The following is a 14,844-nucleotide window of genomic DNA, read 5'->3' on the forward strand; positions in this document are numbered from 1 at the left end:
TACTGGCGAGTAGGGTTGGTGCAACACATCTCAAGGAGGCGGATCGTGCAAAGCATCCGACGGGTCGCGGTCATCGGCGGCAACCGCATCCCCTTTGCCCGTTCCAACTCCCGCTATGCGGACGCGTCCAACGCGGACATGCTCGGCGCGGCGCTGGACGGCCTGATCGCCCGTTACGGGCTGGCCGGGCAGCGGGTCGGCGAGGTGGTCGCCGGTGCGGTGCTGAAGCACTCCCGCGACTTCAACCTCACCCGTGAGGTGGTGCTCGGCTCGCGGCTCGACCCGCACACCCCGGCGTACGACATCCAGCAGGCGTGCGGCACCGGCCTGGAGGCCGCGATCCTGGTCGCCAACAAGATCGCCCTCGGTCAGCTCGACGTGGGCATCGCCGGCGGTGTCGACACCACCTCGGACGCGCCCCTCGCCGTCAACGAGGACATGCGGCGTACGCTGCTCAAACTCAACTCCGCCCGGACGCTCGGCGAGCGGATGAAGATCGCCGCGAAGTTGCGCCCGCTCCAGCCGTTCAAGCCGGACATCCCGCGCAACGCCGAACCACGTACCGGCCTGTCCATGGGGGACCACGCCGCCCAGACGGCCCTGCGGTGGCAGATCGACCGGCGGTCCCAGGACGAGTTGGCGCTGCGCTCGCACCAGCGCCTGGCCGCCGCGTACGACCGGGGCTTCTTCGACGACCTGATGACGCCGTACCTGGGGCTCACCCGCGACCAGAACCTCCGCCCGGACACGACCGTGGAGAAGCTCGGCTCGCTCAAGCCGGTCTTCGGCACCCGGGGCACGGACGCCGAGCAGGCCACCATGACCGCCGGCAACTCGTCGCCGCTCACCGACGGCGCGTCCACCGTGCTGCTGGCCAGCGAGGAGTGGGCCGCCGCGCACAACCTGCCCGTGCTGGCCTGGTTCAGCTGGTCCGAGACGGCGGCGGTGGACTTCGTGCACGGCGACGAAGGGCTGCTGATGGCCCCCGCGTACGCGGTGCCCCGGATGCTGGCCCGTGCCGGGCTGACGTTGCAGGACTTCGACTACTACGAGATCCACGAGGCGTTCGCCTCGCAGGTGCTGGCCACCCTCGCCGCCTGGGAGTCGCCGGAGTTCTGCAAGGACCGGCTCGGCCTGGACGCGCCGCTGGGCGCGATCGACCGGGACCGGATCAACGTCAACGGCTCGTCGCTGGCCGCCGGGCACCCGTTCGCCGCGACCGGCGGGCGGATCGTGGCGACCCTGGCCAAGATGCTGGCCGAGAAGGGGAGCGGTCGCGGGCTGATCTCCATCTGCGCCGCCGGTGGTCAGGGCGTGACGGCGATCCTGGAGCGCTGAGCGCGGTCGCGGCGATCGTCCCTGACCTGCCCGCACAGGACGTCACATCCGCCCGGCCCGGTCCCGGTCGGTCCGGGCGGGTGACGGACAATGAGGTACGTGACGACGATCCCCAACGTGCTCGCCAACCGGTACGCCTCGCCCGAGTTGGTCGCCCTCTGGTCGCCGGAGGAGAAGGTCCGGATGGAGCGGCGGCTCTGGCTCGCCGTGCTCCGCGCTCAGCGCGACCTCGGCGTGCCGGTGCCGGACGGCGTGGTCGAGGCGTACGAGCGGGTGCTCGACCAGGTCGACCTCGCCTCGATCGCCGAACGCGAGCGGGTCACCCGACACGACGTGAAGGCCCGGATCGAGGAGTTCAGCGCGCTCGCCGGGTTCGAGCACGTGCACAAGGGGATGACCTCCCGGGATCTCACCGAGAACGTCGAGCAGTTGCAGGTGCGCGCCTCGCTGGAGCTGATCCGGGATCGGGTGGTCGCCACCCTGGCCCGGCTGGCCCGGCTGGCCCACGAGCACTCCGAGCTGGTCATGACCGGCCGTTCGCACAACGTCGCGGCGCAGGCCACCACGCTGGGCAAGCGGTTCGCGTCGGCGGCGGAGGAACTGCTGATCGCGTACGAGCGGCTGGAGGAGCTGATCGCCCGCTACCCGCTGCGCGGGATCAAGGGGCCGGTCGGCACGGCCGCCGACCAGCTCGACCTCTTCGACGGCGACGCCGACAAGGTGGCCGAGTTGGAGCGCCGGGTCGCCGAGCACCTGGGCTTCTCCCGCGTGCTGGACAGCGTCGGGCAGGTCTACCCGCGTTCGTTGGACTTCGACGTGCTGGCCGCGCTGGCGCAGACCGCCGCCGCGCCGTCGTCGCTGGCGACCACGATCCGGCTGATGGTCGGCCAGGAGCTGGTCACCGAGGGCTTCAAGCCGGGCCAGGTCGGGTCCAGCGCGATGCCGCACAAGATGAACACGCGCTCGTCGGAGCGGGTGAACGGCTTCGCGGTGATCATCCGGGGTTACCTGTCGATGGTCGGTGAGCTGGCCGGTGACCAGTGGAACGAGGGGGACGTGTCCTGCTCGGTGGTCCGCCGGGTGGCCCTGCCGGACGCGTTCTTCGCCGCCGACGGGCTGTTCCAGACCTTCCTCACCGTGCTCGACGAGTTCGGCGCGTACCCGGCGGTGATCAACCGGGAGTTGGAGCGGTTCCTGCCGTTCCTGGCCACCACCAAGATCCTGGTGGCGGCGGTCCGGCGTGGCGTCGGCCGGGAGGTCGCGCACGAGGTGATCAAGGAGCACGCGGTCGCGGTGGCGCTGGCCATGCGCGAGAAGGGCGCCCCGGAGAACGACCTGTTCGACAGGCTGGCCGCCGACGGCCGACTCGGCCTGTCCCGCGCCGACATCGACACCCTGGTCGCCGACCGCACCGCCTTCGTCGGCGCCGCCCCCGCCCAGGTGCAAGCGCTGACCCGCCGCATCACCAAGGTGGTGGAAACCCACCCAAAGGCAGCGACCTACTCCCCACCCCCCATCCTGTAACCCCCCTCCCCTCCCGCCCGCACCCCTCGGGTGATCATGAAGTTATTGCCCCGACACGCCGAGGCGGAGGGCAATAACTTCATGATCACTGGGGTCGGGCGGGCCGGGCCGGGGCCGGGCCGGGGTGGGTGGGTTAGTCGCCGGTGGGGGTTTCGGCGGCTGTGCGGAGGTTGGGGGCGCTTGCTGGTTCGGCGATGCCGCCGGGCGACCCCGTGAAGCCCGCGTCGTGTGCCGTGTCCGCGGCGACCGCCGGCTGGTCGGCCGGCATGACCTCGGGCGTCTTGGGTACGGCGACGACAGCCGTGCCGTACGCGCAGATCTCCATCCACATCTCACCGCAGTCCCGGCTGTCGAACCGCATGCCGATCACCGCGTTCGCGCCGAGCCGCAGGGCCTCCTCGCCGAGGCGGGCCACCGAGTCGGTGCGCCACCGGGTGAGGTTGTCGGGCGCCATCGGGTCGTACGCGCCACCGCGCAGGTTCTTGACCCCCTCGCGGTACGGGTTGCGCGTCCTGGCCATCGATGACACCACCTCACCGAGAATCTGGCGGATCTCGTAGCCGGGCAGTTGCTCCGTCGTCACGACCAGCACGTTTCCGATGCTGTCAGGAGTGGCGCGACCCGATCGTGTGCATTGTTCACCTGATCGGATGCTGCAAAACGACGCGGCGCGGACGGCCGGCACGAGCCCGACCATCCGCGCCGCGCGGGGCGCTAACCGTCAGACACCGGCCGTCGAGGTGATCCAGGCCCGGTTGTACGCGACACTGCCGTAGTTCTGGATGCTGGAGCCGTCGGCCGTGGAGGCCACCCCGACCTGCTGGTTGTTGTAGAACTGCGGGCCGCCCGAGTCGCCCCGCCAGGCGTTGCCGTTGATCCGGGTGCTGCGGATGGCCTGCCCGCCGTACGCGTCGGTGACGCTGTTGCTGGTCACCCGGACGGTGGCGGTCTTCAGCTGCGTGGACGCGGAGCAGCCGCTGTAGCAGGTCATGCCCCAGCCGTAGATCGAGTTGGTGGAGCCGATCGGCGGGTTGCTGCTGGCCAGGCTCACCGTCGAGGTGCTGACGGTGCTGGAGAGCCGCATCAGGGCCAGGTCGTAACGGGTGTAGGTGGCGCTTACCGTACGGGTGACGCCGCCGGAGGTGCGGTTGACGCTGCCGACGCGTACCGACATGGTGCCGCTGATGCAGTGCCGGGCGGTGAGCACCCACTGCGGTGCGATCACGCTGCCGGAGCAGGTGAACGAGCCGTTGCTGAGCACCGCGGCGGCCCAGGGCGCGGACGAGACGGTGCCGCCGCCGATGATGGGTTGCGGGCCGGCCGGGGCGGCGACCGCGCCGGAGGCGCTTCCGAGGGCGCCGGCGAGCGCGACGCCGAGCATGGCGAGCAGGGGACGGATGCGCATCGAGGACTCCTTGGACGGGGGCGGACCCGGGGTCGCCGGGTGCGGGAGGACGCCAACGGAGGTCCCCGCCAGCGCTAGAATCGAGCTACGTCGATGTACGGTAGGCCCATCGGCGGTCGTTTTCAAGAATTTGATCGAGGCGGCTCAATGTAACGATTTGGCCACCCGCAGCGCCGAATATGCCCTGGTGGGAGTGTGTGTCCCGCATCGTCGCCCGGTTCGGCCGCCAGTAATGTTGATCACTGTCTGAACTGCGCCCGGCCGGTGCGTCCGCGGCGATATCTGCCAGGTAGGCTGGCTGCGCTCGCCCGTTGTGGGTCGGCACCCAACTGCGTACACAGTCAGGAGTGCCCAGTGCCTCGCGTCGTCGTCGACGTCATGCTCAAGCCCGAGATCCTCGATCCGCAGGGCCAGGCCGTCGCAAACGCGCTGCCCCGGCTCGGCGTCAGCGACGTCGCCTCAGTTCGGATCGGCAGGCGGATCGAGATCGACTTCACCGGTGAACCGGACCTGGACCGGGCCCGGGAGATCGCCGACAAGTTGCTCGCCAACCCGGTCATCGAGGACTTCACCGTCCGCCTGGTCGAGGCTGACGAGCCCGCGGACGCCCGCTCGTGACCGCCCGGGTCGGTGTGGTCACCTTCCCCGGCTCACTCGACGACGGGGACGCGGCCCGTGCCGTCCGGATCGCCGGCGCCGAGCCGGTCCGGCTCTGGCACGGTGACCCGGGTCTGCACGGGGTCGACGCGGTCGTGCTCCCCGGCGGCTTCTCCTACGGCGACTATCTGCGCTGCGGCGCCATCGCCCGGTTCGCGCCGGTGATGGAGACGATCGTGGACGCCGCCCAGGGGGGCCTGCCGGTGCTCGGCATCTGCAACGGCTTCCAGATCCTCTGCGAGGCGCACCTGCTGCCGGGCGCGCTCACCCGCAACCAGCACCTGCACTTCCGCAACCGGGACCAGATCCTGCGGATCGAGTCGGCCGGCACCGCCTGGACCAACGCGTTCCAGCCCGGCCAGGAGGTGCTCATCCCGGTGAAGAACGGCGAGGGCTGCTACGTCGCCGACACCGAGACGCTGGACCAGCTCGAAGCCGAGGGCCGGGTGGTCGCCCGCTACGTCGGCGGCAACCCCAACGGGTCGCTGCGCGACATCGCCGCGATCACCAACTCCGCCGGCAACGTGGTCGGCATCATGCCGCACCCCGAGCACGCGGTGGAGGCGCTCACCGGCCCTTCGTTGGACGGCCTCGGCTTCTTCACGTCGGTCCTCAAGCACTTGGTCGGGGCGCCGGCATGAGTGCGAGGAGCGGCTCCGGCGGGCACCAGCGCAGCGAGGAGAGGTCATGACCACCCATCCGGACCCGGTACGGGACACACCGGAGGCGTACTCCGCTCCCGCCCAGCCGGCCACGGCCGACTGGACCGACAGCGTGGACACCGTCCCGCGCGCCGACGGCACCCCGGGCGAGCTCCAGCCGTACACCGAGCTGGGCCTCCGCGACGACGAGTACGACCGGATCCGGCAGATCCTCGGCCGCCGGCCCACCCAGTCCGAGCTCGCGATGTACTCGATCATGTGGAGCGAGCACTGCTCCTACAAGTCGAGCAAGGTGCACCTGCGCCAGTTCGGTGAGAAGGCCCCGCACAGCGACCGTCTGCTCGCGGGCATCGGCGAGAACGCCGGTGTCGTGCAGATCTCCGCTGAGCTGGCGGTGACTTTCAAGGTCGAGTCGCACAACCACCCGAGCTTCGTCGAGCCGTACCAGGGTGCGGCGACCGGTGTCGGCGGCATCGTCCGCGACATCCTCGCCATGGGTGCCCGCCCGGTCGCGGTGATGGACCCGCTGCGCTTCGGTGCGGCTGACCACCCGGACACCGCCCGGGTGCTGACCGGCGTGGTCGCAGGCGTCGGCGGCTATGGCAACTGCCTCGGCCTGCCCAACATCGGTGGCGAGCTGGTCTTCGACCCGTCCTACCAGGGCAACCCGCTGCTCAACGCGCTCTGCCTGGGCGTGCTGCCGGTCGACCGGTTGCAGAACAAGGCCGCCGCAGGGCCCGGCAACGTGGTCGTGCTGATGGGCGCCAAGACCGGCCGGGACGGCATCGGTGGAGTGTCCGTGCTGGCCAGCGCCACCTTCGACGAGGGCAGCGAGGCGCGCCGCCCCGCCGTGCAGGTCGGCGACCCGTTCACCGAGAAGCTGCTGATCGAGGCGTGCCTGGAGCTGTACGACGGCCAGTTGGTCGTCGGCATCCAGGACCTCGGCGGCGCCGGTCTGACCTGCGCGCTCACCGAGACCGCCGCCGCGGCCGGCACCGGCATGCGGGTCTGGCTGGAGCGGGTGCCGCTGCGGGAGCCCTCGATGGACCCGCACGAGATCCTCGCCAGCGAGTCCCAGGAGCGGATGCTGCTGGTCGTCGAGCCGGACAAGCTCGAGGCGGTGCTCAAGACCGCCGACAAGTGGGGCGTGCTCGCCACCGCGATCGGCGAGGTCACCGCGCCCGAGCCGGACGGCAGCCCGGGCCGACTGCTGATCACCTGGCAGGACCACCTGGTCGTCGACGTGCCGCCGGGCTCGCTGGTCGACGACGGCCCGGTGTACGCCCGTCCGATGCGGGAGCCGGCCGACCTGATCCTGCTCCAGGCCGACCGGGCCGAGACGCTGCCCCGACCGGCCGAGCCGGAGGCGCTGCGGGAGACCGTGCTGCGCATGATCGCGTCGCCCAACCTGGCCGACAAGACCTGGGTCACCGAGCAGTACGACCGTTACGTGCTGGGCAACACCGTGCTCGCCCAGCCGGAGGACGGCGGCGTGATCCGGATCGACGAGCGGACCGGGCTCGGCGTGGCGCTGTCGGTGGACGGCAACGGCCGGTATGCCCGGCTCGACCCGTACAACGGCACCAAGCTGGCCCTGGCCGAGGCGTACCGGAACGTGGCGGTGACCGGCGCGACGCCGATCGCCGTGACCAACTGCCTCAACTTCGGCTCGCCGGAGGACCCGGGCGTGATGTGGCAGTTCGCCGAGGCCGTGCGCGGCCTGGCGGACGGCTGCCTGGAGCTGGGCATCCCGGTCACCGGCGGCAACGTCAGCTTCTACAACCAGACCGGCGCGGCGGCCATCCACCCGACCCCGGTGGTCGGCGTGCTGGGTGTCCTGGACAACGTCGCCGACCGGGTGCCGATGGGCTTCGTTCCGCGCCCCGGCGGCGACCACGACCAGCTCTACCTGCTGGGCGAGACGAACGTCGAGCTGTCCGGTTCGGAGTGGGCCTGGGTGACGCACGAGCACCTCGGCGGCATCCCGCCGCAGGTCGACCTCCTGCGGGAGAAGGCGCTCGCCGAGCTGCTGGCCGAGGCGGCCCGGGTGGGTCACCTCAGCTCGGCGCACGACCTGTCCGACGGAGGCCTCGCCCAGAGCCTGGTCGAGTCCTGCCTGCGGCGCGGCGTCGGCGCCCGGATCGCGGTGCCGGAGCAGTTCGCCGACGGCTCGATGCCGTTCGTCTACCTGTTCAGCGAGTCCGCCACGCGGGCGCTGGTGTCGGTGCCGCGCGGCCACGACAAGGCGTTCGCGGCGCTCTGCGCCGAGCGGGGGGTGCCGTTCGAGCTGATCGGCGTCACCGACCCGTCCGGCGGTGCGCTGGAGGTGCACGGCCAGTTCCGGATCGGCCTGGACGAGCTGCGCGCCGCGCACACCGAGACGCTGCCGCGCCTCTTCGGCGGTGCCACCGCCGTCGAGGTGTCCGCGCCGGCCGCTGGCGTGGCGGGCGCGGTCGAGGCCGTACCGCTGCCTGTCGCATCGGACGCGGAGGTCGCACCGGTGGACGCCGCCGAGGTGGTCTCTGAGCCCATCGCCTCGTCGGGCCCCTCCCCGGAGACCGGCGTTGTCGAGCCGATCGGGTCGGAGTCGTCCGATGGGTCGTCCGAGTCGGACACCGGTGCCACCGACCCGTCGCCTGACGAGCGCTGAGGCATTGGCGGCGGCCGTCTACGGTCAGCCCGGATCGGGTGCCCGATTCGACTGGGGGTTGACGGGCGCCGCCGAACTCGGCCGGGTCTGCGCGGCCCTGGTGGTGGTGGACGTGCTCTCGTTCACCACCGCCGTCGAGGTGGCCGTCGCCCGTGGCATGCGGGTACACCCGTTCCCGTGGGGTGAGCAGGCCGCCGAGTACGCGGTGCGGGTCGGCGCGATCGCCGCGGTCGGCCGCCGGCAGGTGACGACCGACCATCCGTGGTCGCTCTCGCCGGCCGCGCTGACCACCGCCCCGGTGGTACCGGACCTGGTGCTGCCGTCGCCGAACGGCTCCGCGATCAGCGCGGCCGCCAGCGCCACCGGGCTGCCGGTGGTCGCGGCGTGCCTACGTAACGCACCCGCCGTCGGGCGATGGCTGCGCCGCCAGGGGTACGGCACGACGGACGCCCCGATCGGCGTGATCGCCTCGGGGGAGCGCTGGCCGGACGGTTCCCTGCGGCCTTCGGTCGAGGACCAGTTGGGCGCGGCAAGCGTGCTCGACGCCCTCTCCGGTGTCCCGGGCGGGCTCTCCGTGGAGGCGGCCATGACGCTCGCCGCGCTGGCCAGCACCCCCGACGTGCCCGCTGCGGTGCGCGGAAGCGTGTCCGGCCGGGAACTGACCGAGAGTGGCTTCGCGGAGGACGTGGCGGTCGCCGTCCAGGTCGGCGCGTCGACAGTCGTCCCGGTCCTCCGCCAGGGCGTCTTCTCCGCCGCCTGACGGGCGGCCCGCTGCCGCTTGTCTGACCCGCTGCCTGATCGGCGGCCCGCTTGCCGGCGGCGGTGATGATCAACACGACATCGGCGATGTTGGTGTGTCCGGGCACCTGGGACACCCCGACTTCACGGACACCGAGTGGATCTCGCGCCGTTGGCGTGCTCGTCACCCGGCGCGGCCTGCTTGTCGGCAACGAGAACGGCCGCCCGGAACTCCGGGCGGCCGTTCTCGCTGTGCGGTGGGGCGGTGCGTGTCGGGTCAGTCGTCCAGCCAGTCGAGGCGTCGGCCGCCCCGCTCGGTCGGCGGTGGGCCGTCCGGCCGGGCCCGGCCACCCTGCTGGTCGTAACCGCCCCGGTCGTCGTAGCCGCCGCGCTGCTGCGGCGGGGCTTCCTGGCCGTAGCCGCCGGCCGGCTGACCGTAGCCACCCTGGTCGTACCCGCCGCCCTGCTGGCCGTAGCCACCCTGGTCGTAGCCCCGGTCGTCGTAGCCGCCGCGCTGCTGCGGGGTCTCCTGGCCGTAGCCGCCCTGGTCGTACCCGCCGGCCGGCTGGCCGTAGCCACCCTGGTCGTACGCGCTGGTCTGCTGGCCGTAGCCACCGGTCGGCTCGGCCGTCCGCCCACCGTACGGGGCAGCGTCCGGCTGGCCGTAGCCCTGGCCCTGCTCCGGCTGGTAGACGCCGGTGGCGTACGGGTCGGCCGGGGCCGGGTACTGGGTGCTGTCCCCGGTGTACCGGCCGGTCGGCTCGTCGAAGCGCTCGCCACCGGCGGGAGCCGGTGGGTAACCGGCCGCCCCGGCCGGGGCGGTGTAGTCGCGGCTGCCGTAGCCGCCACCCGAGGCCGGTGCGTTGCCGTAGCCGCCACCGGAGGCCGGTGCGCCGCCGTAGCCCGCACCGGAACCGGGCGCGGCGCCGTAGCCCGCACCGGAACCGGGCGCGGCACCGTAACCCGCACCGGAACCGGGCGCGGCGCCATAGCTGTCACCGGCCGCGCCGTAGCCGCCGTCGGGGGTCGCCGCCGTGCCGTAGCCGCCGCCCGAGGCCGGTGCGTTGCCGTAGCCACCGGCACCGTAGCCACCGGGCGCGGGCTCGTCGCCGTAGCCGGCGCCGCCCCAACCCTGCTGGCCCGCCGCGCCGTACGGCTGCGCGGGCGCGCCGTACGGGTCCGGTGGCACGTCGTCGACGACCGGGCGGTGCATCATGGTCGGTGCCTCGCTCAGGGCAGCGCCGCCGACCATCGTCGGATCGGGGCCGCCGCCGGGCCGGTTGACCACCCGGGTCTGGTCTTCCGCCCCGCGGAAGCCGCCCCGCGCCGCCGGCACCGCGCCGGCCGCACCGGCAGCCGCCGGCTCGTCATCGTCGTCGCCGTTCTCCTTGCGCCTCATCCAGAGCAGCACGATCGTGCCGACACCGGCCGCGACGAGCAGACCACCGAGCAGGATGATCAGGTACGAGCCGAAGCCGCCACCGTCGTCCTCGTTCGCGGCGTTCGCCGGGGCACCCGGGGTGGCTTCGCCGGTCGGCTGCTCCTCGGCGCCCTCCTCGGTCGCCTCGTCCTCGGGCGTGGGCTCGACGGTGGGAGACGGGGTGGCGCTCGGCGTCACCTCGACTTTGATCTCCAAGCTGATGCGCTGCCCGGTGACGGACTGTCCCGCGTTCGCGTTGAAGCTCTTTACCGCGTTGATGTTGTTGGACGACGCGCCCACGTCGATCCGACCAGGGGTGATCGGGTTCTGCGTGTTACCGGTGAACCGGAAGTTGCCGCTGTCATCGCTGATCGTGTCGTAGCGGTGGCCGGCGCTGTCCTGGAGGATCACGATCGCGTTCGGCACCGCGTCGCCGTTCGCCTTCACGACGACCTTGCCCGCGACCGATTTCACAGTCTGGTTCTGCGGCGGCGTCGGCGGCGCGGCCTTGCCAATCAACGTGACCGTGGTAGATGCGTCCTGGCTCCTATTGGGCAGGCCTGAGTCAGTGGCGGTGACAGTCACACGGGCAGTCCCGTTGGTGGCATCGTCCGCGAGCCTGAACGTGGCCTCAAAGGTGCCGCTTGACGTCACCCGACCACGGGAGCATCCGTCAACGCAGGTCAGCTTGGGGTTGCTTGAGCTGAAGCTGATGTCAGCAGGCTGCGAGCCATCCGCAAAGGCGAGCCTATAGCTGATCTTTGTGGTCTTGCCGGCCTCGACGCTGCTCGGCGAGGCCGACACATCCGTAACGTCGGGCGCGGCCATGGCTGGTGTGGCGGGGACGGCGAGCAGAGCGCCGGCAACCAGCGCTACGACCACACCGGCCCGCTGCTTCCAGGCACGTCGGTGTGTTGACACGTCCACCGCCTTCCGGGCTGACTTCCCTTGGCCGGCGGGGCGCCGGGCCGGGGATCATCACGGTACGAATACGCCGTCGGCCACTATGCCTTGTCTGAGTGGATCGGCGCGACCCAGGGCCAGCGTCGGGTGCTCCGGCTAAGGGTCGTATCGTCCCGTCGTGTCCTCTCCGCACAGTAAATCCACCGCCGTAGCAGCGGCTCTGTCGGCGCTTGACGAGGGGCGTACGGCCGAACGGCCGGTACTCCGAGAAGCGGTCCGGTCGTTGTTGGCCGTCCTCGCGGAGCGCGCCCCCGGCCGTTCGGTGGAGGTGCGCGTTCCACCATACGGTGCGATCCAGTGCGTTCCCGGTCCCCGACACACCAGGGGAAACCCGCCGAACGTGGTCGAGATGTCCCCGGTGACCTGGTTGGAGTTGGCCAGCGGTCGGATCGGGTGGGGCGAGGCGGTCACCGACGGTCGCGTCCAGGTGAGCGGCATCCGGGCGGACCTCTCGGCGTATCTGCCCCTCTAGCTGCCCGAATGCCCGGGTGAGCATGACGCTGCGCAGGGAAACCGTGACTATCTGTATTGACACTGATTCGCGTACACTGTCAGGCGACGACAGTGGTCCCGGCCGAGGAGTGTGGATCCGCCCCGTGATCCCCGCTAGGCCGGTCCAGACCAGCATGAGGGAGCGGTAGTGCCCCGAGGCGACGGCCGGCTGAGCCACGACCTTGATCCCCAACGACCTGGCCCCCAGGACGCCTGTGGCGTCTTCGGTGTCTGGGCCCCCGGCGAAGAGGTCGCCAATCTGACCTACTTCGGCCTCTATGCCCTGCAACACCGTGGCCAGGAGGCTGCGGGCATCGCGGTGAGCGATGGGTCCGGCGTGGTGGTCTACAAGGATCTCGGCCTGGTGGCCCAGGTCTTCGACGAGCCCACCCTCGCGAGCCTGCGCGGTCACCTGGCGATCGGGCATGCCCGATACTCCACGACCGGCGCCTCCAACTGGGAAAACGCCCAGCCGACCATCCGGTCGACCAGCTCCGGCACGACCATCGCGTTGGCCCACAACGGCAACCTGGTCAACACCGCCGAGCTGGAGAAGGAGGTCGCCGAGCGCGGCCTGGTGGCGGACGGCTCGACCAACGACACCTCGCTGGTGACCATGCTGCTGGCCAGCCGTCCTGACCTGTCGGTCGAGGCGGCCGCACTGGAGGTGCTGCCGCAGCTGCGCGGGGCGTTCAGCTTCGTCTTCATGGACGAGTCGACGCTCTACGCGGCCCGTGACGCGCACGGCGTACGCCCGCTGGTGCTTGGCCGGCTGGAGCGTGGCTGGGTGGTGGCCAGCGAGACCGCCGCGCTGGACATCGTCGGTGCCAGCGTGGTGCGCGAGGTCGAGCCCGGCGAGTTGATCGCGATCGACGAGGAGGGGCTGCGCTCCACCCGGTTCGCGGCGCCGGAGCCGAAGGGTTGCCTCTTCGAGTACGTCTACATCGCCCGCCCGGACGCCACGATCGCCGGGCGCAACATCCACGCGGCACGTGTGCAGATCGGTCGGCAGTTGGCCAAGGAGCACCCGGTCGACGCCGACCTGGTGATTCCGGTGCCCGAGTCGGGCACGCCGGCCGCGATCGGCTACGCCGAAGCGTCCGGCATCACCTACGGCGCGGGCCTGATGAAGAACCCGTACGTGGGGCGCACCTTCATCCAGCCGTCGCAGACCCTGCGTCAGCTCGGCATCCGGCTCAAGCTCAACCCGCTGCGGGAGAACGTCCGTGGCAAGCGGCTGGTGGTGGTGGACGACTCGATCGTTCGCGGCAACACGCAGCGGGCCATCGTGCGGATGCTGCGCGAGGCGGGTGCGCTGGAGGTGCACGTCCGGATCTCGTCTCCGCCGGTCAGTTGGCCGTGCTTCTACGGCATCGACTTCGCCACCCGGGCGGAGCTGCTGGCCAACGGGCTGGACAACGATGGCATTCGGCGTTCCATCGGCGCCGACACGCTGGGTTACGTATCACTTCCCGGCCTGATCGCCGCGACCGAGCAGCCGAAGACTCGACTGTGTCGGGCATGTTTCGATGGGGAGTACCCGATCGAGCTGCCGCCCGGCAACCTGATCGGCAAGCACGTGCTCGAAGGGGTGGGCCGGCGGGTCGCCAACGAGGCGCCGGAAACCCCGCACAGCAATGGCTCGCTCGTCGCCACTCCGGCTGGCGTGACCGCCAACCGCCCGTAGTACCAACCGGCGCGGCCCGGCCACCGCCGGCGCGGCACCGAGAACCACAAAGGGGAGAACCGTGACGCACGTGTCCGAGCGCAGCGGCGCAGGAAGCAGCCCGACCGGCGCCGGTGGCGACCGTCAGCCCTGGACGGCTGGCGCTGGCCGTCAGACGCGCAAACGCTCGGTCTCGTACGCCGACGCCGGCGTCTCGATCGACGCGGGTGACCGGGCGGTCGAGCTGCTCAAGTCGAAGGTGCGGCAGACCCGCCGCCCCGAGGTGCTGGGTGACCTGGGCGGCTTCGCCGGCCTGTTCCGGCTGGACACGACGAAGTACAAGAACCCGATCCTGGCGTCCTCCACCGACGGTGTGGGCACCAAGCTGGTGATCGCCCAGCAGATGGACATCCACGACACGGTCGGCATCGACCTGGTGGCGATGGTCGTCGACGACCTGGTGGCCTGTGGTGCCGAGCCGCTGTTCCTGCTCGACTACATCGCCACCGGCGAGGTCGTGCCGGACAAGGTGGCCGAGATCGGCGCCGGCATCGCCGACGGCTGCCGGTACGCGGGCTGCGCGCTGCTGGGCGGGGAGACCGCCGAGCACCCGGGTGTGCTGCGTCCGGACGAGTACGACATCTCCGCGACCGGCGTGGGCGTTGTCGAGGAAGCCGACATCCTCAGCCCCGAGCGGGTCCAGGTGGGTGACGCGGTCATCGCCATGCGCTCCTCCGGTCTGCACTCCAACGGTTACTCCCTGGTCCGGCACGTGCTGCTCGGCGCGGCCCGGATGCGGCTGGACATCGTGATCGACGACTTCGGCCGGCAGCGGACCCTCGGTGAGGAGTTGCTCACCCCGACCAAGATCTACGCGAAGGACTGCCTGAAGCTGATCGCCGAGGCGGACGTGCGGGCCCTGTCCCACATCACCGGCGGTGGCATCCCCGGCAACCTGGTCCGGGTGCTGCCGGAGCACGTTGACGCGGTGGTCAACCGGTCCACCTGGAAGCCGCAGCCGGTCTTCGACCTGATCCAGTCGAAGGGCCGGATCGACGACCAGGACATGGAGTCGACCTTCAACATGGGCGTCGGCATGTTCGCCATCGTGTCGGCGGAGGACGCCGACCGGGCGCTGGCCACGCTGACCGGCCGGGGTGTCGAGGCGTGGCAGGCCGGCGAGATCATCGAGGGCACCGGCAACGTGCAGATGGTTGGTCAGCACACCCGCGGATGATCACGCTCTGGTGATCGTACGGGCACCTGATGGGGGGTTCACCCGAGCGGCCAATGCCGCCTAGCCTGAAGGGCTCAGGCTCGGCGGAGGAG

The 14,844-nt window shown here is 71.2% G+C and carries 12 protein-coding genes; 9 read left to right on the forward strand and 3 right to left on the reverse strand.

The annotated features are described in order from the left end of the window. Positions 1 to 45: 45 nt before the first annotated feature. Together ABZ808_RS10685 and purB are read left to right on the forward strand one after the other, a co-directional pair. Positions 46 to 1,338 (forward strand): acetyl-CoA C-acetyltransferase, encoded by a 1,293-nt coding sequence (locus ABZ808_RS10685; RefSeq protein ID WP_357003559.1) that lies wholly within the window; start codon positions 46 to 48, stop codon positions 1,336 to 1,338. A gap of 99 nt (positions 1,339 to 1,437) precedes the next feature. Next, the gene (gene purB / locus ABZ808_RS10690; protein WP_357003561.1) at positions 1,438 to 2,862 is read left to right on the forward strand and encodes an adenylosuccinate lyase; all 1,425 of its coding nucleotides are present in this window, start codon (positions 1,438 to 1,440) and stop codon (positions 2,860 to 2,862) included. A gap of 133 nt (positions 2,863 to 2,995) precedes the next feature. Here purB and ABZ808_RS10695 read toward each other — a convergent pair whose 3' ends face one another. Both ABZ808_RS10695 and ABZ808_RS10700 read right to left on the reverse strand, forming a co-directional pair. Further along, positions 2,996 to 3,559 carry a YbjQ family protein gene (locus ABZ808_RS10695; RefSeq protein ID WP_357003563.1) on the reverse strand — a complete coding sequence of 188 codons (564 nt, stop codon included), beginning with the start codon at positions 3,557 to 3,559 and terminating at the stop codon, positions 2,996 to 2,998. A 24-nt stretch (positions 3,560 to 3,583) separates the two neighbouring features. Continuing rightward, the gene (locus ABZ808_RS10700) at positions 3,584 to 4,267 is read right to left on the reverse strand and encodes a trypsin-like serine protease (protein ID WP_357003565.1); all 684 of its coding nucleotides are present in this window, start codon (positions 4,265 to 4,267) and stop codon (positions 3,584 to 3,586) included. A gap of 354 nt (positions 4,268 to 4,621) precedes the next feature. Between ABZ808_RS10700 and purS the strand changes: the two genes are divergently transcribed. From purS to ABZ808_RS10720, 4 genes are read left to right on the forward strand one after another with little or no spacing between them, the layout of a single operon-like run. Next, positions 4,622 to 4,885, forward strand: a complete 264-nt coding sequence (gene purS / locus ABZ808_RS10705) for a phosphoribosylformylglycinamidine synthase subunit PurS (RefSeq protein ID WP_357003567.1) — start codon at positions 4,622 to 4,624, stop codon at positions 4,883 to 4,885. After that, the gene (gene purQ, locus ABZ808_RS10710; protein WP_357003569.1) at positions 4,882 to 5,565 is read left to right on the forward strand and encodes a phosphoribosylformylglycinamidine synthase subunit PurQ; all 684 of its coding nucleotides are present in this window, start codon (positions 4,882 to 4,884) and stop codon (positions 5,563 to 5,565) included. Before purS ends, purQ begins: the two co-directional genes overlap by 4 nt. 46 nt (positions 5,566 to 5,611) lie before the next feature. Continuing rightward, a complete protein-coding gene (gene purL, locus ABZ808_RS10715) occupies positions 5,612 to 8,236 on the forward strand; it encodes a phosphoribosylformylglycinamidine synthase subunit PurL (protein WP_357003571.1) in 2,625 nt (874 codons plus the stop codon). Between the two features lie 4 nt (positions 8,237 to 8,240). Further along, positions 8,241 to 8,996, forward strand: a complete 756-nt coding sequence (locus ABZ808_RS10720; RefSeq protein ID WP_357004807.1) for a 2-phosphosulfolactate phosphatase — start codon at positions 8,241 to 8,243, stop codon at positions 8,994 to 8,996. A gap of 255 nt (positions 8,997 to 9,251) precedes the next feature. On the opposite strand, the gene ABZ808_RS10725 is transcribed toward ABZ808_RS10720, so the two are convergent. Next, on the reverse strand, positions 9,252 to 10,868 hold the full coding sequence (locus tag ABZ808_RS10725; RefSeq protein WP_357003573.1) for a hypothetical protein: 1,617 nt from the start codon (positions 10,866 to 10,868) through the stop codon (positions 9,252 to 9,254). A 607-nt stretch (positions 10,869 to 11,475) separates the two neighbouring features. On the opposite strand from ABZ808_RS10725, the gene ABZ808_RS10730 reads away from it, so the two are divergent. The 3 genes from ABZ808_RS10730 to purM all read left to right on the forward strand — a co-directional run bounded on the left by ABZ808_RS10730 (position 11,476) and on the right by purM (position 14,752). After that, positions 11,476 to 11,829: a sterol carrier family protein gene (locus ABZ808_RS10730; RefSeq protein WP_357003575.1), complete on the forward strand. Its 354-nt coding sequence runs from the start codon at positions 11,476 to 11,478 to the stop codon at positions 11,827 to 11,829. A 168-nt stretch (positions 11,830 to 11,997) separates the two neighbouring features. Continuing rightward, the gene (purF, locus tag ABZ808_RS10735; protein ID WP_357003577.1) at positions 11,998 to 13,536 is read left to right on the forward strand and encodes an amidophosphoribosyltransferase; all 1,539 of its coding nucleotides are present in this window, start codon (positions 11,998 to 12,000) and stop codon (positions 13,534 to 13,536) included. Between the two features lie 61 nt (positions 13,537 to 13,597). Beyond that, on the forward strand, positions 13,598 to 14,752 hold the full coding sequence (gene purM / locus ABZ808_RS10740) for a phosphoribosylformylglycinamidine cyclo-ligase (RefSeq protein WP_357003579.1): 1,155 nt from the start codon (positions 13,598 to 13,600) through the stop codon (positions 14,750 to 14,752). The last annotated feature ends 92 nt before the right edge of the window (positions 14,753 to 14,844 follow it).

It is taken from the genome of Micromonospora sp. NPDC047527 (assembly GCF_040643015.1).
Classification (GTDB): domain Bacteria; phylum Actinomycetota; class Actinomycetes; order Mycobacteriales; family Micromonosporaceae; genus Micromonospora.